The sequence below is a fragment of the Acidiferrobacter sp. genome, assembly GCF_054609335.1.
Genome location: NZ_JBTRWP010000015.1, coordinates 20480 through 41075 on the forward strand (window position 1 = coordinate 20480; position 20596 = coordinate 41075).

The window sequence follows — 20596 nt, forward strand, 5'->3', positions numbered from 1 at the left end:
CTAAAATCCTGGCTCATCAGACCGTGCGCCGGTAGTAAGGCAATGGATCGCTGAGACGCACGTTGTTCCGGCGGTATCCACGCGGGATATCTCGTGCTTGTCGCCTGTAGAGGGTGTGGGGCAAATCGTGGAGCTTGCCCTGGGTGGTGCAGACTCCGCCCTCGCGTTCCTGGGCCACCAGATCGATCCCGGCGTCCGGCCGGCCGTCGCGTCCGGGCCAATCGGCCCATAGCCACACGTTACTGTACTGATCCGCGTAAACGGGATAGGTACACAGGTAGGTGGCCATCAGCCGTCCAAGCTTGTCGCTCTTGTCGCGGGCATCCGTGGCGGTACGGGCGAGATCGTCCAGGATAGTGTGGATCGTGGTCATGATAGAGATCTCGGGTGGCCGAATCGCCCGGTGGTCCGGGTCCGTGTTATATGGGCATCTTAGCGCGGTTTGGGTGAAAATACCCAACCGCCGTCTTGCTGTTATGAATCGGGAGCCACCGCTGGCTTGGCGGGCGATTCCATAAGCAGGCGCTCATCTTGGGCACGGACTGCCTGAGAAAAGCTTTCGGCCAGCCGCACAAGCCCGCAGGCCAAGTAATACGCAGGACCTAGCAGATCGTCCTTCAGTGACTAGGCGGCCTTTTGGAAACAGTGAACGGTATCGGGTTCTTCGCTCTCATAGACGATCCCCCGCATAACGGTGATACTCACCGACACATCGCGCGCGGCGTCTCTGTCGAACCCGGAAAACGCCCGCGCTTGATTTGCGCCGTTCTGTAATTCCCGCCACAATGCCGTCATAACAAGACCCTACAAGGCCCAAGCCATGGCGCTGCCTACCTACCAAGATGTGATGCTCCCGCTTTTGCAAGCCGCGTCCGACCAAGAGACCAAAATCTCGGACGCTATCGAGCGCCTAGCGCAGACCTATCAGCTCTCGGAGGCCGAGCGCACCCAGCTCCTTCCCTCCGGGCGTCAGACCATTTTTGCCAATCGTGTTAGTTGGGCGCGGACCTATTTGAGCAAAGCGGGGCTCCTAGCCACTCCCAGGCGAGGATTTATCCGCCTCACCGATGAAGGACGACAGTTGCTGACTACCCATCCACCCCGAATCGATAACGACACGCTCATGCAATTTGCGTCGTTCCGCGCTTTCCGAACACGGGACCACGACCCGGTGGATAATGGCGGCCTGCAACCACCGCCAATCCTGGCGCACGCGACGCTTACCCCTGATGAGATCCTGCGGGCGACACATGACGAACTGGAGGCGGCCCTAGCCGCAGAGCTTCTCCAGCGCATCCGTACGGGAACACCGGCTTTTTTTGAGAAACTGATCATCAGTCTTTTGATTGCCATGGGCTATGGGGGCTCAGTAACGGATGTCGATAAGGCCTTAGTTGGCAAAAGTGGGGATAACGGCATCGATGGTGTCATTGACCAGGACCCTTTGGGGCTGGACCGTATTTATGTGCAGGCCAAACGCTATGGGGAAGACAATCCAGTAGGGTCCGGGGCTATTCGGGACTTTTTTGGGAGCCTAGATCGCGTTAAGGCTAGTAAAGGGCTCTTTGTGACCACGTCCCGGTTTTCACCTTCTGCCCGGGATACTGCCGAACATTTGAGCAAACGCCTCGTGCTGATCGATGGCGACAAACTTACGCGCCTCATGATCCAGCACAACGTCGGCTGCCGGATCCAGGAGACCTTTTACAGCAAGGCCGCGGATGAGGAGTTTTTTGAATAAAACTGAACGAGGAGGAGTAAATGCCATACCAGTATAAGGTTTACGGCCCGTTTGTACTTCGACGTAACGGTCAGGGATATCTTGACTTTTCTGCCCCATTCAGGAAACGCTTCTGGAGTGGTGTTTCTGATGCGATGGAAGGCCTGTCAACGGCATGTGGGTGTTATGTTTTTCGGATCGGTACCAAGCCATGGTATGTTGGTCTCGCGTCTGCTCAAACCTTTAGAAATGAATGCCTGTCACCTACCAAGAAAGCCGCATACTTAGAGGCCGACAATCAGGCCGATCATTACGGTACAGCTTCCTTGATCCTCCTTGCAAAACGCACCCCCGGGGGATCCTTTGCGAACCCGAGTCAGCATCCACAAAAGGACATCACGTTGCTTGAGGAACTCTTGATTGGCCAAGCGCTCCGCCGAAACTCGGGACTAATCAATGTCGCAAAGACCGCGTTGCTCAAAAACATGCGCGTTCCGGGACTAATCAACACAGGTCCGGGCGAGGGTGCTGCGCTAGCGGTCCAAGCACTACGCAGAACTATGGGCACGTAATTTAAAGAGATTCCCATGTTGTGCTGTAAAAGTTGCGTTGGCCAGGGTTAGGTGGCAATGGGGCGCGGCCCAAGGCCGAATGTCAATTGCCTACCCTCTTCTCCACACCAGCAACGCCGACACATCAATGATCGCCGACCGTAACGGCTGGCGCGGATCTCGCCGTGCTTCTTTCTCCATCTTCTTACGCGCCCGATACCGGGCCGCCTCGGCGTTGCGCTGATGGCCCGGTATCGGGCTGGCCGCCCGTCATACCCTCTACCAGGGCAAGATCAAACCTCCGTCAGCAACTGGCGCAGCCAGTCACAAACATGGTGAGTCCCCACGCAATTATACACCCCACTGAATCACTTCCTCTTCAGTGAAGTTTTTCCTGTTTGACATGAGCGGCAGACCCCTCTGCTTGCCGGGGTACGCCTGTTCGACGAAAGGGTTAGCAACCGCCACCTGCAGAGAGGCGTATGGATGTTGGAGAGAGGACTTGCACACCAATACGATCCATCGCATGTGCGTGCTTATGAAACCAGTCCCGCAGGGCTGTGCCGCCCATCACCCTTGGTGTTCCATTCGCTCGACGATTAATTGTGCCCAGGACAGGTTGCTGAGCGCTTCCGAGAAACAGTTCTATCGTTTCACCGTCGGATCCTATGCGTTTCTGGGAGGAGACTCCTACGCTGAAGAATCCTGAGCGGAAGTACGTCTGCTGCAGAATGAAGTGGAACGTTTCCACGAAGGTCAGAGGCGACTCCGCAACAGACTCCAGAGATTCCATCTCAGCATCAGGAATTTTCTCTGGCTTTCCGCCGTTCCATGGCGGGTCAAGCTTCCGAATGATGTCGTCTTCCAGTGCTGCGGCAAGGTTGAGATGGAATTTTCCGTAGTGCAGGAGGCCGTTGTCTGGTAGAGCGAAGATTTCGATGTCCGCTCCGCGCGCGAGCACATCTAGTATTCGACGGTTGTTATTGATGTTTGTGGTCTGTGTCTTTCCAGGAGTCCTATATCCAGACATTCGTGTTGCGAGCGATTGGATCGTCTTCCCGACGTACATGACCTCTGCATCACAAACGAAAGCGTAAAGAATGTTTGTCTGCGTGGAATGCCGCGTGAGATCAAGTTTGAGCTTTCCCTCGACGCGGAGCCAGTGACCGGCGGGTTCGAACCCAATCTCGAGCAGGCGATTCATAGTATTGAGTGGAGCCTAATGAGTGAGGCTATGTAGATTAGCGCGAATTTGTGCCCGCTTCCAGTCTCCGGTCTGTGACAGAACAGGAGAGGCGCATCAATTCTGTCGACCTATTTAAGGGAGTCCACTCACAATGTTCTGCGTCTCCCCACTCACCCGCACCACCGGCTGCACCAATCTGAAAATATATTCAGGATCGTCATGCTCACGGCACCAGTCATTCGTGTCACGCCCCCTTTATGCCGGATGCCGCCCGTCCCACAATAGGTTGCCTACGGACTGATCCCAGGATGTTGTCGAGACCCTGGTTTTAACATCGCGTACAATTCTCGACACTTCACCAAGGGTTCACTGGCTTCGTCTCACGTACCCTCACCTGACTAGGTCCCTCTGCCTTTTCCCTAGACGCTTACCACCGGCACTCTTAATGTCGGCAGCCCTGGGTGGTTTGGCATCAGCGCCTCATCGCCGAAGCCGAGGGACCACTCCTCATCTTGGATGCAGCATGTCGCTCCTCTTTTTCCTTAGGAGAGCGACTTCTTGGAACACCGACCACTCATTTGGCCCGATGGCGACCACCGGATATCCGCCTCTTCCTGGTAGCTGTGTTTCTACTCCCCCCGGTCAATCCGTCAAGATCAGGCCACGGCGGGTCGCCGTCTAGAGCCGGATGGAATAGCCCGATACATGGAAGCCACTCCCGCGGATTTCATGATCTCTGTGCGGTGCTTCGCTATAACGTCACCCGGTGATGTAATAATCCCGCGCCTTGTCTGCATCATTTTTCGTCACGCGCGCCTCCACACTCTCTAGGAGTGTACCCAGGACCTGGGCCCGGCTCATGCCCCAGTGGCAACATTGGCGCCGACGATGAGATCGGACTGCCAGAGTCTATAAAGTAAGGCCATAACGATGCCTCCCGTGAGTTTCTGAAGGTATTGGCGGGCGGGGAATTCCCACGCTATCCGTTGATATAGTAGTCTTCGCGGTCATCTTCGCTCATGCGCGCGGCTACACGCTCATCGGCCTTCAAGAGCAAGTCCGCGACGATCTGCGCTTGGCTTCGTCCTTTGCGCCTCGCTAAGCGCCGCAGAGCCAAGCACGCGGTCGTTGGTAAAAACAGGTCGAGGCGGCGCGCCCCTTGGCCGGGGTCGTCTGTCTTTGCCGCGATCCCACCCTCCCCGCGCATCGCGCGGGCTCGGTAAGCGGCTTGGCGGTCCGACGCCGTCTTATAGAGGCGTGGCCGGCCGGGCTTTGGGGGTTTCTTCCGAGCCATGTCCTGTCTCCTTTGTTGTGTCAACGGGTAACAGTATTGTGAATGCCTGTAGTATTGTCAACGGGTGACGTAAAGAGCCTTAAAGACCATAACGGCAAACAAGTGCCCCAGTGGGTCCATAGGCCCCCTACCCCAGCGGCCTTTCCCTGGCTGGCCGCTTGTTTATGATTAGACGTGAACTGTCAGAACGCCCCGCAGTACCCACACAAGTGAGCGCGGATGCTTGGTAAAAAAGGCGGCGCGGCCCGCTTTTGCGGTCGGCCTTGGCGCCATCCGACCTTTGGGGTAAGCTCACCCGGATACCGATACAGCAATAAAGGTCTATCCAACTTATCGGTATAATTGAAAGCCTTCTATAAAAGCTTGGGGAGCAAGGCGTTACATGCGGAAGATAAATCCAAGAAAAATTGCCATTACTCTATCTCTACTTGCGGCAGTAGGCATGGTACATGGCGCCATTTACCGCACCGGTAATAGCTTTTCAGACACGCCCTCTCAAGGTTCTACGCAGCTCCGTGGTATGGTTACTCAGTCCGAGAATCAATCTACAATACCAGCACCAATACCAGCGCAGCCACAGGCGCAGGAATCCCACGCAGCGGCGCAGCGGGCCTGTAATAGGGCTAGGGTGGCCTATGCGCATTGTAAAGGGGCCTATGATAGGTTCACGAGGAGAGAGCGAGAGCGCACAAAGAGAGCTAACGCTAACGGCGAAGGCTACGTCGGCGCGTCACCGCAGGAGTACACTATGACAGGCAGTTGTATTGCGCCCGACGCCGATCGGGTGGCTCTAGTGTGCCGGTGAAACCAACCCTATCTAGCTTTGGATTTTTTTATTGGTTTATGCACCTGGTTTCTATAGCCGGGCGCCTTCCGATCCTTTAGCACCGATCTCAATACCGAGATCGGTGCGCGGTTTCGCGCTAAGTCCTTGTTGTACAAGACTGCTCGTATTACGAGCAGTCTTCTTTTCATCATCATCAAGTTAGTTAAACGGCACAACGCGATCGCGGCGCTGGCCTTGGATGATCTCCACCTTCTCGTTCACGAAAAATGGATGCTCGCCTTTTGCCATTGGCTGAGGTAGAGCAAACGTATATCCGTTAGCGGCTTGAATGGTCACCATTTCCCCCGACTGGGTTTGTTGGCTTCCTACGAAAGCCCCGGTGACGGCGCCCAATACGCCTCCGATCACAGCACCGCGAGTGTTGCCTAGCGCGGCTCCGACACCTGCGCCACCTAAGCCTCCCGCGGCCGCGCCCGTGGTCCCGTCCTGCGCGCCTGCCCGGATCTGAATGGCGCGAACCGCTAGGACTGTGCCAAAAGCCACGGTCCTCGGTTGCATGCTTTCGCTCGCCCGGTAAGTGTTGGCGTTGAGCGGCGGCATCGCACACCCGGTTAAGGCCGCAACGGTCACTATTACCATGCCTAATATCGTTAGTTTCTTCATTGCTATAAGACTCCTGGTTGAATGAGTGCCCCGGTTTTGGCCGGGGCCTCGGTGGTTAGGCGGCTGCCTCTTGCTCCTGGCCGGCAATCAATCCCTTAATGAAGCCATGGGCCTTGGAGGCTTGCGCGGCGGCCGTTAAGATGGCCTTCTTGTCGTTTTTGAGAATCTTGATCCAGTTCGCCAAATAGTCGGCGTGGTCGGATAAAGTCGTGTTCAATATGCCGATATCTGCACCTAAAAAAGCGCTTCCGAGATCCGCGATCAGTTCCTCGAATGCATAAGCCTCAGTTCCGAAGCGTCCCGAAAAGTCACGGTCTAGGCGGCTCTTGTGGCCGGTGCTGTGCGTCATTTCGTGAAGCGCAACACTATAGAAGGCCTCGGGGTTAATGAAGGCCTCGCGGGCTGGTAGGTGGATGGTATCCGTTGCGGGCCGGTAAAAAGCCTGCGTTCCGCCTATTTTAATAGGTGCCGGGCTCGCGGCCATGATGCGCTCGGCTTGCTCGATGGCGATAAAGGCCGGGCGTTCTTCTCTGGCTGGTGCTTCTATGCCGTCGATCTGGTCCAGGTTAAAGGCGGTAAAGGATTTGAGGATCGCGCCTTTGGTGGTCTCGGTCTCGCCCGTGGTGGCATTGGTGTCCTGCGATTCCCATGGCTTATAAAATACGCAATGCGTGCCATGCTCGCCCTTCTTGGCCTGGCCGCCCTTGTCGGTTGCCTGTTTGTAGGTGAGCCAGTAAGGGGAGGTGTAACCGTGGTTAAGGCCTGCTGACCATAAGATAAGGACATTGATACCCTGGTAGGGCTTCCCCGTGGCGAAGTTTAAGGGAAGGCTCTGCTGACTGTCCCAAAGACGGCGACCTGTCGCGCGGGCTTGTTCCATGGCCTGTAAAATCTGGTCGGTGATCTGCTGGTGAATGTCCATCTTGCCCCCCTGCGGATTGTTGAGACCCGAACCCTCGGTTTGGCTTGTGTGGTCTGGCGTCTGTTTGCGATTGTTCGTATTCATGATGAGTCTCCTGTTTGTGGTCCTGCGTCTTGCGTCAACCGTCGCCCTCACTGAAGGCCGCGTCAGCGAGCGGGCTACGACCGGCGGGGACCGTGACAACAGGGGTATCGTTGGCGCTGGACCTGTAAGGGAGTCGCGAGCGCAAGCGGCACCGGGCGACGGGTGGGGCTTACAGGACCACGGAGGCGAATGAGAACCATCGCGGACGCCGGGCTTAAGGCTAAAAACAAGGGGGTACTACAATAAGGGCATTAGGGTGAGCTTGTCGGGCTTTAGCGCCGATCTCGCTATTGAGATCGGCGCCCGGGCGCGTAACTGAACAAGGGGGCCCCTTTCGGGGCCATCAATGGTTAGATCCGGACTGTCCGACCGTCTACCAGCCTGGACAAAGGCGCGGGCGTAAAGTACAAGTCAAGTTCGGCGCCGTTCGCCACAATCTCGCGGATGCTGATGTAACCAAGCTCGCACTCGAAAACGACTGCGAGCCCGAAGGCCTGCGACGTACCGTCGCCTGTCATGTCCTTCTCTGTGACGTACCAGTCGAAACCGGCGGTAAAGTAGTGGAGGTATGCGACGGCTTCCATGCCCGATCCGTCCTGGTCGTACATCTTGGGCATGCTCTTGATAAGCCGCGCAAGGTCCATAACTTTCTGCTTGAAATATGCCTTTTCTTCACCGGCGCGGCAAAGGTCCCATATCGCCCGCATTTGGCTCTTACTAACGAAAGGATTCAGTACGCCAAGGCCCGCTGTTGCCTGCACTAAACTGATTTCCTTACCCCCCTGCGGATTGTTGAGACCCGAACCCTCGGTTTGGCTTGTGTGGTCTGGCGTCTGTTTGCGATTGTTCGTATTCATGATGAGTCTCCTGTTTGTGGTCCTGCGTCTTGCGTCAACCGTCGCCCTCACTGAAGGCCGCGTCAGCGAGCGGGCTACGACCGGCGGGGACCGTGACAACAGGGGTATCGTTGGCGCTGGACCTGTAAGGGAGTCGCGAGCGCAAGCGGCACCGGGCGACGGGTGGGGCTTACAGGACCACGGAGGCGAATGAGAACCATCGCGGACGCCGGGATGCTATGTGAGCGTTAAAACAACTCGGAGCGTAAGAGGATATTAACGGTGACGCGTTACATAAAAACAACGGTTAACTCTATGGCGCGTCACCGATATTAGAGCGGTAAAAAGCCCCCGTGTGGGGGCCAGCCGACTCCCTTGGCGGGGCGTTATTGAGTCTCACTCCCTTTCATCATCACGTTGTTCCTGTTCATCCTGTCCACGCTCCGTCGTGATTGTGGTTGTGACCGCAAGCCCCTGCGGTCCCACGGCTGGTATCGAGGCCGCGCCCGTTGCCATTCCCAGGATTTCGGTGGCCATGGCGGCGCCTGGTAGTGGTGTGGCCGTCGCGGGAGTGACGGTTCGGCGATCTTGCGTTGGCTCCTTTTTCGGTGCCTCCGTTTTTTGCTCCCCGGTTCTGGGAAGCAATGGCGTCGCGACCTCGGGAGGGGTCTTACCCCACACTGGGGGCTTATAGCCGGACTGAATCCAGCGCGCGTCGACGACGGGCTCGCGCAGGCCTCCGAGTGGGTTGAGAGGCCAGTCTAGAACGGCCGCCTCACCTGCCGCTAGCAAGAGGGCTCGGGGGCCTTTCAACCGACCCCGCGAATCTTTTTGCATGCCCAACTCCTGCCCAAAAGCCGATGGAAGAAGGACGGGTTCGCGAACGCGCTGCCACGACCCGGAATGCTGCCCCCCGGCGTCACTGTGACTTTCTTGGGACAGTTGGTGCTGGTAACGTTCCACTTCCCTATCGCCCAAGAACCGTGAGCCCCATTCCCGATCCTCGACCGACCCAAGCTTGCCGATGATCTTGATGTCACACTGACCCTCCCAGATTTGAGCGGTGTCCTGGCTATACTTTTCCCGAACCCCAGCCAAACTCTGGAATCCGAGTATCACGCGCACGCCCTTACTGCGAAGCGTTGTTAGGGCTGTGGTGATTGAGGGAATGTGACCTGCTACCGGCGCCTCATCGACACATAGCCATATCCGTCTCTGCTCGGGCGCCGCATCGGGGAATCCCCCGCACTGCCTCACTACCCGTTCGATGATTGAGGCCGCGAAACATTGGCTCATCTGTTCCGATTGCTCGCCCCGAAAACCGATTACGACCGTTGCTGGCGTCTTGCCTGCTAGCCACCCGCGGACGCTCCAGCCAGGATTGGCTTTCAGGTCGTGTGCGCTGACACCGAGATGAATGATATGCGTGAAACTTGTAATGATTTGAGAGAGAAACGCGAGGGCCGTACGGTTTGGCGCCTCGGCGTCTTCACCACCGAGTAGCGTTATACAGATCGGCGCCTCCCGAAGGATGACGGCCTTCAGTCTGTCAAAGTCGGAGAGCGCTGCCGCGCATTCGTAAGCCAGATGATCCAGCCCCCACTGCTCCCCGAACCGCGTCTGAAGATCAACGATAAGCCCGGACACGATCGCGCGGCTCCCTTGGATCCAGAACGGGTCCGACTTAGACCCCCCCGGCGGTTCTTGAATGAGAGTCACAGCCAAGGCGTGCGCTTCGAGTTTTGTGCGAATGTCGCGGCCAATTATCCAGCGACTTGATCGCGCGTCAGTCGGCGACAATAGAGTGAACGGCCCGGGGACCTTTTGGGTAAAGTCCCCCTTACTGTCGAAAATCAAAACCAAGTCTTTCCGGTTGATCGCTTGCTGAATCCAAGGCCAGAGGATCGTTGTCTTACCGGCACCCGTCCCCCCCACGACCATGAAGTGATAGGTTTCTTGTCTTTGCACGATCTGGATCTGTGGGTGAACAAGGATGCCGTGCGCCTCGCCTTTGCCAGGGTGTAGCGCGCGTGCGATCGGTCTGGGAGAGCGGTGCAAAATATAACCACGGATATGGCGCTCCGGGGCCACCGTTAGGAGCTTCCATGCGGCCGCTCCGGCGGCCAGTGCGACCAGTCCTGCTGCGATGGGGGGAATGTACCCCTTCCAGCCCCACGGGTGTAGCAGGGGCCCATAGGCCATGATGAGGCGCCAGAGACCCAAGATGGGCGCCGTCCGACCATCATATATATAAAGAATCGACTGCACCGCGCCGACCCAACCGGCCAGTACGCCCAAAACGGCGGCGGTGACGGTCAGCTCAAGTCTTGAACCATAGCGATTTGGGTCGTTCATATAAAAGACTCCTATTGCTGTTGTGTGTGCCACTTCTCACGAAGCCGCTCCAAATGCTCGTGTCCAAACAACAGCCCACCAGACAGGGCTGACATGTCCGTGAGGGCTTGCAGGTCGCGTGGGTCACGCAGCCAGTGCGCTCTGCGCATGATCTCCTGCGCCAGGTCGCCCCGACGGTGGTGGTCGTGAAGGGCGGCGTCGTAGGACGCTGCAAAAATCGCTACTGAAATATCGCTCATAAAAAGCTCCTTTGTGCTACTCATGGCGGCACGCGCGGAAATTGGGTTTACGTGCGTCTCCGCAGACCGGTCCGATTGCAGACCCGTCTACCCCTGCGACCGCGGACCATTGCCGTCTGCGGTCCTGCCAACTCACCGTATTAGGGTAGGACCGGGGTTCTGTGCGCCGCCTTTCTCTTTTTCCTAACATAAACACTCCTTAAGTTTTCTCTTAAAGGGGCGGCGAAATACCGCGCTTGCCTATAGCTCCGCCTGCGGAAATCGCCCTGCGGGGTTGTTTTGGGCTTTTCCCAAACTTCATCGCTCGATCTCTTGCTCCTGGCGCACATGCCGTAGCTCGACACGCTCCGGCTCACGTGCTTTTGATAAATCACCATGGCGACCGACATCCTTGGCCGCTTCGGCGCGCCGTTCTTTCAGTGAGTCGAGGTTGGGGGCTGAACGATCTTTTGTGGCGGACAGAGCGTGCTCGCGCTCCGCGAGCCGGGACCAGTGTTTTTCGAGGGCGGCTGAATGGTCCGTGTAGATCGTGAGCGTATCGCGCTCACGCGATGCGGCCACGTAGGCCGTTTGTGCGGTAGCGACCCGCGAGGCCTCGCCGGCGATGATGACGTGATCGACGGACGCCCCCTGGGCAGCATGGATAGTCCGGCACCAGGCATAGTCAACGGTCTGGCCCTTAGATGGGTCGAGCGTGATTTCCTTGCCTGATTCGAAACGGGCGACCGGCTTTCCGTCGTCAATCCGGTCGATGGAGGCCGTTTCTCCGTTTCGAATGCGCTCCACCCCCTGTTGATTTTCGCGAAAAATAATTTTGTCACCCGGTGACATTGCCATGTCACGGGGCTGATAGACGCCGACTGGCTTTTCTTTGGATGGGTTCCATTCACGCGACTGGCCCTCGCTATGCACCACAGTGACGATATTCCCCGTCACTCCCCGTACTGTGTACTCGATGGTTTGGCGTGCACGCCCACGGCCTTCTTCGAGCCGGACCACCATGCCAGGCCGGTACGATTCGGCTCGCGCTTGCTGTTCGCGCGTGAGTCCGAATTTGTCCAGGGCGGTCACTGTGACGGATTCCCGGGAGACCACGCCTTGGTCTTTCAGTCCCTCTCGGATCTTTTCGTTGATTTGGCGCCGTAGGTCGTTGGTGCCGCTCACAACCAAAGTCGCGTTGCGCGTGATCGCATCCCGAGACAGATAATCCGCGGCCGTTGTGGCCGCAATCGCGGCGCGCTTGTCTTGGGTTGTCGGCTTGTTACCTGTTTTGGGAATCTCGACCTCGTGCATATACGGGCGGGCCAGTTCCGTTGCGCGGTCCGCGTCTCCACGCGCGAAGGCCTGCGCAATCTCCCGCAAGGCCGGATCGCGTTGCCGTTGGATCTCATCGATGACGGCATGCTGTATGGCGTTGGTTTCCAGCATGTGTTGAAAGGGACTACCGGCCTCCACGGCGGAAAGCTGGCGCGGGTCGCCAACGAGGAGCAGGCGGGCGTTTTCGGAATCGATGCGCCGGAGCAAAGCATCCATGTCGCGGCCTGAGACCATGCCCGCTTCGTCCAGGATATAGATGCGCGGGCCTTCTGATGGCTGGGATGCCAGGAGACTCGCCAAGGTCCGGGTGTCGTCGGCGCCAGCTGATGTCAGTTCATGGGAGGCCGCGGCGCTCGGGGCGATGCCGACGACCTCATAGCCCCGTTCTTTGGCGGCCTCGACATACCCCGCCATCGATGTGGTTTTACCAGCACCGGCGGCGCCTACGATGCCGGTCACGGTGTCTTGGGATATCAGGCCAAGACGTAAGGCCTCACGCTGCCCGGCACTCAAAGGAAAACTTTGCGTGGCCTCTCGCGCCTCTATAAAAAATAGCGCTTCCTCTGGTGACATGAGCGCGGCGGCCTGGTCGCGACCTGTGCGGACCCGCGCGAGAATCTCCTGCTCTCGATAGAGCGCCTCGCCCGTCGTGACCTTGCCGCCGCCTACATCAATCAGACCCGCGACTTCATCGGCCAATGCCCTATCGATCTTATCGAGAGTCGCACCCCCCATACCCGCGCGTAGGGCTTCGAGACGGGTTTGGTGTTTGGAGAAGACCGACTCCCGTTCGCCTAGGTGGCGGACGGCGGACTTCACGGCCTCGGTGGTGAGATCGACGGATTCGATGGGACCGCGCCCTTTGGCCCGAGATACGATGTTATCCAGATCGATACCCGCCTCGCGCAGGCGCGAGCGCCACTCCCAGCGCTGGTCCTCTTGGCTTAACTGGGTTTTACGGCCGCGCGTTGCTAGATTGGCCGCATCCCGCTGGGCGGCGGTGCTGCCGTCCCGCGTTAGTCCCTGCGTGGCCAGCCGGGCATCTACCTGGTCGCGGCGGCGGGAGAACGCATCGAGTTGTTCCTGAGTGATGCCGGCCACTTCAAAACCATCTTCTGTCTGCCGAATGTCATATCCCAGGGCCTGCAGGCGATCGGCCAAATAGGCCTTGGCGGCGTAATCGGCGGTCATCCGGATCACATTGCGCTGACCAAAATCGAGGTCGCGCGCCACCCATTGCCCGTCTGATCGTTGCGTCACATTCATGACGATCATATGGGAGTGCAGGTCCATATCCGCCTGCCCGTCCACGGTGCGGGCGTCCTGGTGTTCGAAGGCCGCACACACCATTGTGCCGGTATGTTCCACTTGCGTGCCCCCATGACCCATGCGGGCGGTGATGGCATCTTTTTCCATCACACCTGCGGCCACCTTGGTGGCCTCTGCCCACAAACCTTGCAGTCGCGCGTCACCACTACAAAGCGCCAGAATCGAGAAAGACTTAGGCGCGCTCAATGTGAGGTCAGTCCCCATGCGCCGATCCGCCTCACGCCCGCCTCGTTTCGAAAGGTCCGTCCCGTTGGGAAGCTTTCCTTGCAGGACGGCGATCAGGTCGCCGTGTTTGACCTCCCCCGTCAGTCCGAGGCGCTTAGCGCCCTCACCAAGCCACATGGACGGGGCGGTTTGCGTACCCCCCGTGTAGTAACCGGCGGCGCCCTCCGCCTCGCGCGTGTGCTCACAATACTGGGCAATGTGGCCCGCAGCCGCCCCCGTGGACTGGCCTTTACGAACTTTCAGATGTTTGGGTTTGCTGATCATGGCTCCGACTCGCTGTGTCTGTTGCTACCTGCTACATCGGCGGAAATTGCGAGTGCTCGCGGCCGTGGTCTTCAGGGGGTCGATAGGAGGGATGAGTCACGCAACCGGCGGCGAAGCCGGTCCCCTGAGCGCAGCGAGGGGCACAAGCCGAAGGCTGGTGCGGTTGTGTGATCATTCAGCCCATCGCGAAGCGGTGGGCGTCATACCCATCTTTGTCTGAATACGGTATCAACACCGTACCAATACGGTACCCACACTGACGGAACCGGAACGAGTTAGGGCGCTAATGGGACGTTCTTAGGGCACAGTTGCGACGGAGTTCAGGCAAAGTTGAGAGAGGGTGGCGAAAGTTGGTACCGAGCCGAGTTCCTATTGGGGCCATTTCCGCGCGTGCCGCTAAGCATGTAACGGCGTCACAACAGAGGACCACAACATGACTATCCATGACCAGGCCACACGGCTGACCGCGCGCGTCGCACCCTATCTTGAGGCCATTGCCAAAGCCCGCACGGCGGGGCTCACGTGGGCGGATATTGGCCACGTGTTTCAGGTCAAGGCGCGGCGCCTGCAATGGGCGGTGAAGCACTGCCGCTACACCGCGGAGCAAAAGCCTTTGCCGGAGCCCCCATCAACCGCCACCAAGCCCGCACCACGAGCCACAGCGCCGTCGACAAAAACGGCGCCACCCCTACCCCCTCCACCGGGGCAACGCCCCGTGGCCACGGCTCAGATGTCAGAACTCGACCGGATCCGGGCCGAGTTCGACCAATAGGTCCCCTTCGGGGATAGGTAATTTCCGCCCCCGCCGCTATAGCCAACGGGCCGGATCGTCCGGCCCCTTTGAGAGGAAACCAACATGACCGAAAACCTCAAACTTCTGATCTCCCATGGCGACAAGGGCGGCACCGGTAAGTCTATGGCCGCGGCCTTAGCGCTCGACCACTTTCTCGCAACGGGTGCCCCCGTCTTGTTGATTGAGGGCGATGCCGGGATCCCAGACCTTGCCTTGCGTTTTCGCGGGTCGGTGCCCGTGACGCTGGTTAATTTAAACCGCGCCGGCGACGCCGAGACCAGTTTTAACAGGTTGGGTAATGTCCTGGAAGCCGCGGCCGCCGCCGGCCAGCACATCGTGGTCAATATGCCCGCCGGCGCCGGCGACACGATTGACGAACTGGCCCCAGTCCTGTCTGAGATCGTCAGCGCTATCGGGTATGAACTGGTCGTGACATTTAGTATCGGGCCGCACCGCACGAGCACCGACGCGCTCCTGAAATCGCTGGATCGGGGACTCCTGTCCGTTGTCGATCCGGCCCGCCGCTCGGTGCTCTTTCCGCTTTTCTTAGGGATCGCCGCGCAGTTTGATTGGAGCAAGTCACCCAGCCGGACGGACTTTATGAGCGCGGGTGGCAAAGAGGCCGCCATTCCCGCCCTGCGTCCCGACGATCTGCGCGACAAGATCCTGGCGGCACCGGGCGCGTTCTCGGTCCTGGGTGAGGATAAAACCGCACTCACGATCACCGAGCGGGCCTTGTTCCGGCGCTGGCTGGCACTCGCCCATGCGGCGATCGCCTCAGTCGTTTAACCCCAAGGCCGGGGCGCATTGCGGGCCGCATGGCCCATGACCCCCGACCCTTCTTAACGAGGAACGGACTATGAGTAACGAGCAGACAAACGCCAACGCCCGCGACACGGCCTTGGAATCCCTGCCCCCCGAACTGCGCGAGGCGCTATTGCGCAAGGCCTCCGACTTGAGCGTCCACCGCGCGGATGACGTGGTCTGGGCACTGGTCGCCTCGGTCATCGATGCGGCGGGCGCGGCGCAAGTCGCAGGCCAGCATGTGAAGGCGCTGGCGGAAGAAACTGCCAAAGTCCCGAACATGATTTACCAAGGGACGATGCGCGCGAGTGCTGACCTCAAGGAAGGGGTCGCCAAAACCATTGAGGACAAGACCGTAGAAGCCGGCCAGGCGCTGGTCGGCGCCATTGCCCATGCAGCGAGCAAAGGGGCTCAGGATCTACAGAAGGCCGCTGCAGGCCTCGATCGGATGGGGGCTGAGAAGGCCACGGCCTTCATCGAGCAATGGAAAGCGCATCTGGCCCATGCGATCAGGGAGCAGGCCAAGGCAAGCTTGGCCTGGAAACTCGCTGAGGGTTGGGGTGTGGTGGCTGCACTGTTGTCGGGCATGTTTGTTTTGGGGCTGCTGGTGATGGCCGGGATCGGCATTCTGAATCACAGGGTCATTCTATCGTCAGGAGTGACGTATCACCGCGCGGCTACGGGCAGCCCCCCGCAGGTCGATTTCGTGGGACGACTCCAGTGGGCAAACTCGTGCCCGCCGGGGGACACGTGCGCGGTGGTTGATCAGAGTGATTAAGCCCAGAACGATAAGTGCACATTCCGAGCGATACCCCAGCGATATAACTGGCTTGATTGTGTGGGACAAAAAGTCGGGTTAACCAATTACCCTCAGCCTAGAACTGCCGGTGTGGCCGCCTGCTGCGATAGCGTTTGAAAATTGACCGTTGGCAATTGATAAGGTCCCCAGGGACCGCGGCCGGTTATTAACAACACCATCTCACGTGCGGCCGAATAGAGCATCGAAGTTCCATTAATGCGGACAAGTTTCTCTTTATCATTATATGACGGGTCCAAAACAGAAAACTGTCCGACCACCTGGAACGCTACCTCGTAAGGTAGTGTCCCGGTCCCGTCCGGGGCTCGCAAACTACTGAGCTCCAGCGTGACTTGATATTTATTCTCAGCGCCTACCACTGGCCCCAGTCCCGCCTGAATCTGTACGTTGACCATTGGCGCAAGTGATTCCGGTTTGTGTCCAATATTTGTTTCTACGCTAAACTTAGAAAATACATATTGGTCAAGCTGTAATGGGCCCATAGATACGTTACTGGTTTACCACGTTAGGCAGATCAAGCTTCAGATCCACTGTTTCCGTGCGCACATCTGGAATTAATGGTTTTCGTGAAGGGAACGGAGAAATGGACGCGCTCTGTGGCGCAGATAGGCTCTTAATAATAGGCAGCTCATCGCCAAAGCTCAACGCCGCTAGCCCCCGCGGACTCTTGTCAGCGATTTCCGTAAGAAACTTAGTAAATGGCACGAATTTCACCAGCAGACCCACGTCGAACGCAGCCGCCAATTCTGTAAGGGTTTTTACACTAACGCGCCCATAGTCAGGATCCTCCAGTCGAGAGACGGCGTTCTGTCCTTTGCCAAGCCTTTGACCCAATATCTCTTGGGTCCAATGACGCTGTTCCCTGAGTGCGCGAAGCTGATAGGCGATTCCCGTAGTAACCTCTGCCGCAACATAAGCGTCTCGATACTTCTTGCTTTGCAGTTTTGTCAGCAGTTTGTCCTTAAGAGTCCCAATCATGGGTGCTCCCTCCGGTTGGATTAGGTTGATTTCGGGGTGCACTTAATGCCGACATATACTTCATCGCGGATACGCACGCGCTTGCCGGTTGGATTTTGTCGCCCTTCTCAGTAGCTCCGACCAATAACGTAAATTGATTCGCCTCCGGCCCAAAAAAACCCAAGGGCCGATATTGCACCCTCTTTACTTTAAAGCGAATCTCGCCAAGCTTCGCATATGGTCCACTCAAAAGACTAAAATAAGGCCTTACCCATCCATTCCGAGGCTGCTGCTTCAAATACTCTAACCTGGTATCAAAAACAGCCTGCACGTCTTTATCCAGGCTGTCGTACCAATCCTTAAAAGGGTTGCCCCCATTGGCGGCAACGTAATGCTTAACGATCCACATTGTAGATCATAATTTTGTGATATAGCAAGGCGCCGTCCGTCGGAGGAGGTTTGGGCGCGGACGCGTAACTGGCTGAGAGATCAAACGCTCGGTCCGCCTAGTGTTAAACATGTGCGATTCAGCATAAATGTTTCTGATGCCTGCTTCAACGGGGTTCTAGTTGCAACGGTCGTAGCAGTTGCCAGCGAGAAAGCTATCGAATCTTCGCCATTATCGGCGCAGTAGAGCACGCATCGCAGTCAGCGCCGCCTCTGCCACATCTGGTCGCGTTGGCACTGGGAGCTTTTCAAGAGCCCGAGGCACCGGCGCATCGAACTGTTCGCCAGCCAATACGCGGCGCGTCACGATCTCATAGGCCCGCTCAAACAACGGGCGGCTTTTGGATTCCGGGAGCGTGCGCAGTTCAAAGAGGCCTGCAGCCTGCGCAGCGGCATAGACCGCGGGGTGGCTCCATCGATGATCCTTGTCCGCCAGCGCGGCTTCGCGATACGCAGCGTCAAGCGTCGGTAAGCCCAGGTCCTCGGCCGTTGGCGTACACAGCGCCCGAAACTCGGGCAAAGTGGGCGGCCACCCGCCCTCGCGATGCGTTGCGCAACGCGATAATCCGTGGCCGACCTGGGCGGGCGTCAAGCCGCGCAAGCCTCGCAGCCAGGTTGAGTCATCCGTCGCCCCAAACGCTGACGTCCAGCGGTGGCCGTAGATCCGCGTCATCCGGCGCCACAGGTCCGCCATGTGGCGTTCCGTCAAGAGGTTCTGGCTGGTAGAGGTGGGCTGTGGCGCGCTCGACGCGAGCGACAGCGGAGTTGTCAGCGGAGCTGTCAATGCGGCTACGTGTTGCATAAGGGATCTCCTGCTTTAGGGCAAACAGGCCTTGCCAGCCGTTTGCAATCGATTGGTGTACGACAGCGAGTTGTCCACCCCACCCCTCTGCCTCTGATCCGAACTTTACCAGTCGGGTCTGGGCGGCTTTTGCAGACGCCGAGTGGATGGGTTTACGGATAGCGGATCGGAACGTCACGAAGTCGGTCCAGGCTTCCAAATCCAAGCCTTCGACCAATGGCGTGAGAAGCGCCCGGAGCGCATCCGCGCGACGAGAATTAGGGGGCTTGGGGGCGCGGCTTCGCACAGGACGGTGCGTACCGCGCACGGTGGTGCCCTTTGGCATCGGTGGTATTGCGTGCGCGGGGCTCGTAGCGCCCGCCAAAGACGGCGAGAGCGATGATTGGGGTGCGGGCGGTCTGTTCGTATCGCCATGCCCAGGATCATCGGTGGTGGGCGGTCGCGCCGTCCCCCGTGGGGGGACTACCGAGCGGTGCGAGGTAGGGGGGTACATATTCTTCAGGTTGTGTTCTTCAAGTTGTATTCTTATATGGTCGGGCTGTCCGTGCACGGGCGCCCCGTGGTCGGGAAACCCGACCACGGACAAGTCGACCCCGGGGGCGCCGTTGGGAACAGGGGTGAACGCGTTCTCCCACTTCCACTGGTTTTTTCGTCCGGTTATCGGGTCGACACCAATAGGGTGTTTGCGCCGGCTCAAATAACCGCCCGCTTCCAGTTCACGGGCAATCCGCAACCACCGCTCTTTCCCAAGCCCCATTTTTCGGCAGAGAACGGCGATAACGATCTGAAATCCGGCGTCCTGCGTGGCTAACCAGGCCGCTACTGCCCGGGTATCCAAACTGAGGTGCGGATCCTCCAACAACGCACGCGGAACGATGCCATACCGACTGCCAGGCGGCATAGACACGGAAAGCACCCCGCCACTATGAGTATCTTGGATGGTCGTCATGCCGCTATCCCCCACCCGAAATCGCCTTGCCGGGGGTCCACGAACCGCCGGCGCGGACGGCTTGTTGCACGGCGAGGCGCCTTGGGTAACGGCGGCACGCAGGGCACCAACATCAAGGTGGGTCTGGCAAGAGCGTTACCCGGTGTCGTTTTCCGCTTGCGGCCGGCACGACTTTGGGGAAGCGGCTTTGTGAGATCCCGGCCGGTGCGGACCCGGGAAGGTGATAGTCGTCGGACAAAGCCTGTTTTCTTGAAGCGATCTAGCCGGGCGCGGGCATACCGTATGGCCCGGTCGGTGCGATCCAGTCCGGCCGCGATTCGCTTGATGGTGAGGCCTGAGGAAAGCCAAAGAAGGACCTGATAATCCGCGCCGTCGTGAGGATATTTTTTTAACAGGCGGCCATACTCGGCGGTCTTCAAATCGTGGGCAGACAGCCGCTCAGCGACGCGGTCGGTAATCGAGGCGGTATCCTCACCTAGGCGCGCCCCGCCATCGTAGCTGTAGTCGTAATCCCCTCGGGCCCAACTCGGGGCCATATCCGTTAAAATTTCGTTAGTAATTACCCAGGAGCAGGCGCAAGCGGGATCTGTGGTCTGTGTGCGCATGGTTAGACCCCCTTCCCAGAATTGCGAGGTCGGCCAACAGGATTAGGGTCCGTGATAGTGTCAAGCCAAGCCGCAAGATCCGTAATCGGAACGAGGCGGCGTCGACCGATCTTTAGGGTTTGGACAGGAAAAACACCGAGCGCGATCTCATTGCGAACAGTTTTTTCACATCGACCCGATGCGATACCGGTCTCTTTAACACTCAGGAAAAGTTTTCCAGGGAATTGTTTTAGCAGTAAGTCAAGATTAGCTTGTGGTCGCTTCATGGGTCCAGATCCTCTGGACCCCGTAATCGCGCAGCGTGATATACTCAAAAAGCCACTTTGCGCTTTTAAACGGGGCGTCTTTTGGCACCGGTCTGGGGGTGTTCAAGCACCCCCAGACCACCCTTTTCTGGATAATGGAGGGAATACAACATGCGTTCTATCCTTCACTATCCTTGATTGAATTATGCCTTGAATTCCTAGTGATTCAAGTCTGATAGGGTTGTAAGTGCTTGTTTTGTATAGCATATGATGGTACTCGTATCCTATACACGCCCGTAACTGATTATTCTGACAAGGAAAATTTGTGAGTGGATCCTTTAAGATTTATTTTTGACCCGCCGCGTTAACGTATTCCCACCGTACTGTGAACTGACATCCTATAAA

Annotated in this window: 19 protein-coding genes; 5 read left to right on the top strand and 14 right to left on the bottom strand. The window is 58.1% G+C overall.

The features are described from left to right. Positions 1 to 16: 16 nt before the first annotated feature. Both ACYCTF_RS05660 and ACYCTF_RS05665 read right to left on the bottom strand, forming a co-directional pair. Entirely contained in the window at positions 17 to 373 is a 357-nt protein-coding gene (locus ACYCTF_RS05660; protein WP_461284612.1) for a restriction endonuclease, read from the bottom strand. 251 nt (positions 374 to 624) lie between these two features. Continuing rightward, entirely contained in the window at positions 625 to 795 is a 171-nt protein-coding gene (locus tag ACYCTF_RS05665) for a hypothetical protein (protein WP_461284613.1), read from the bottom strand. Positions 796 to 820: 25 nt separating this feature from the next. Between ACYCTF_RS05665 and ACYCTF_RS05670 the strand changes: the two genes are divergently transcribed. Both ACYCTF_RS05670 and ACYCTF_RS05675 read left to right on the top strand, forming a co-directional pair. Further along, positions 821 to 1741: a restriction endonuclease gene (locus ACYCTF_RS05670; protein ID WP_461284614.1), complete on the top strand. Its 921-nt coding sequence runs from the start codon at positions 821 to 823 to the stop codon at positions 1739 to 1741. 20 nt (positions 1742 to 1761) lie between these two features. Next, a complete protein-coding gene (locus tag ACYCTF_RS05675; RefSeq protein WP_461284615.1) occupies positions 1762 to 2292 on the top strand; it encodes a hypothetical protein in 531 nt (176 codons plus the stop codon). Between the two features lie 433 nt (positions 2293 to 2725). Here ACYCTF_RS05675 and ACYCTF_RS05680 read toward each other — a convergent pair whose 3' ends face one another. The 8 genes from ACYCTF_RS05680 to mobF all read right to left on the bottom strand — a co-directional run bounded on the left by ACYCTF_RS05680 (position 2726) and on the right by mobF (position 13772). After that, entirely contained in the window at positions 2726 to 3475 is a 750-nt protein-coding gene (locus ACYCTF_RS05680; RefSeq protein WP_461284616.1) for a GIY-YIG nuclease family protein, read from the bottom strand. Between the two features lie 961 nt (positions 3476 to 4436). Continuing rightward, positions 4437 to 4751 carry a hypothetical protein gene (locus ACYCTF_RS05685; RefSeq protein WP_461284617.1) on the bottom strand — a complete coding sequence of 105 codons (315 nt, stop codon included), beginning with the start codon at positions 4749 to 4751 and terminating at the stop codon, positions 4437 to 4439. Between the two features lie 985 nt (positions 4752 to 5736). Beyond that, positions 5737 to 6201, bottom strand: a complete 465-nt coding sequence (locus ACYCTF_RS05690) for an outer membrane lipoprotein (protein ID WP_461284618.1) — start codon at positions 6199 to 6201, stop codon at positions 5737 to 5739. A 55-nt stretch (positions 6202 to 6256) separates the two neighbouring features. Then, positions 6257 to 7207 (bottom strand): ArdC family protein, encoded by a 951-nt coding sequence (locus tag ACYCTF_RS05695; protein ID WP_461284619.1) that lies wholly within the window; start codon positions 7205 to 7207, stop codon positions 6257 to 6259. A 350-nt stretch (positions 7208 to 7557) separates the two neighbouring features. Continuing rightward, the gene (locus ACYCTF_RS05700; RefSeq protein WP_461284620.1) at positions 7558 to 8064 is read right to left on the bottom strand and encodes a hypothetical protein; all 507 of its coding nucleotides are present in this window, start codon (positions 8062 to 8064) and stop codon (positions 7558 to 7560) included. A gap of 375 nt (positions 8065 to 8439) precedes the next feature. Continuing rightward, positions 8440 to 10398 (bottom strand): type IV secretion system DNA-binding domain-containing protein, encoded by a 1959-nt coding sequence (locus ACYCTF_RS05705; protein ID WP_461284621.1) that lies wholly within the window; start codon positions 10396 to 10398, stop codon positions 8440 to 8442. 11 nt (positions 10399 to 10409) lie between these two features. After that, complete coding sequence (locus ACYCTF_RS05710) at positions 10410 to 10637, bottom strand: hypothetical protein (protein WP_461284622.1); 228 nt, start codon at positions 10635 to 10637, stop codon at positions 10410 to 10412. A gap of 297 nt (positions 10638 to 10934) precedes the next feature. After that, positions 10935 to 13772, bottom strand: a complete 2838-nt coding sequence (gene mobF / locus ACYCTF_RS05715) for a MobF family relaxase (protein ID WP_461284623.1) — start codon at positions 13770 to 13772, stop codon at positions 10935 to 10937. Positions 13773 to 14205: 433 nt separating this feature from the next. Between mobF and ACYCTF_RS05720 the strand changes: the two genes are divergently transcribed. The 3 genes from ACYCTF_RS05720 (at position 14206) to ACYCTF_RS05730 (ending at position 16147) form a co-directional block, all read left to right on the top strand. Further along, a complete protein-coding gene (locus tag ACYCTF_RS05720) occupies positions 14206 to 14544 on the top strand; it encodes a hypothetical protein (RefSeq protein ID WP_461284624.1) in 339 nt (112 codons plus the stop codon). Positions 14545 to 14628: 84 nt separating this feature from the next. Beyond that, complete coding sequence (locus ACYCTF_RS05725) at positions 14629 to 15354, top strand: hypothetical protein (RefSeq protein WP_461284625.1); 726 nt, start codon at positions 14629 to 14631, stop codon at positions 15352 to 15354. Positions 15355 to 15424: 70 nt separating this feature from the next. Continuing rightward, positions 15425 to 16147, top strand: a complete 723-nt coding sequence (locus tag ACYCTF_RS05730) for a hypothetical protein (RefSeq protein ID WP_461284626.1) — start codon at positions 15425 to 15427, stop codon at positions 16145 to 16147. A gap of 92 nt (positions 16148 to 16239) precedes the next feature. On the opposite strand, the gene ACYCTF_RS05735 is transcribed toward ACYCTF_RS05730, so the two are convergent. The 4 genes from ACYCTF_RS05735 to ACYCTF_RS05750 all read right to left on the bottom strand — a co-directional run bounded on the left by ACYCTF_RS05735 (position 16240) and on the right by ACYCTF_RS05750 (position 19877). Then, complete coding sequence (locus ACYCTF_RS05735) at positions 16240 to 16668, bottom strand: protein-export chaperone SecB (RefSeq protein ID WP_461284627.1); 429 nt, start codon at positions 16666 to 16668, stop codon at positions 16240 to 16242. 7 nt (positions 16669 to 16675) lie between these two features. Further along, the gene (locus ACYCTF_RS05740) at positions 16676 to 17164 is read right to left on the bottom strand and encodes a helix-turn-helix domain-containing protein (RefSeq protein WP_461284628.1); all 489 of its coding nucleotides are present in this window, start codon (positions 17162 to 17164) and stop codon (positions 16676 to 16678) included. Between the two features lie 598 nt (positions 17165 to 17762). Next, complete coding sequence (locus tag ACYCTF_RS05745; RefSeq protein WP_461284629.1) at positions 17763 to 18392, bottom strand: replication protein P; 630 nt, start codon at positions 18390 to 18392, stop codon at positions 17763 to 17765. A gap of 945 nt (positions 18393 to 19337) precedes the next feature. Then, complete coding sequence (locus ACYCTF_RS05750; protein WP_461284630.1) at positions 19338 to 19877, bottom strand: hypothetical protein; 540 nt, start codon at positions 19875 to 19877, stop codon at positions 19338 to 19340. Positions 19878 to 20596 lie beyond the last annotated feature (719 nt).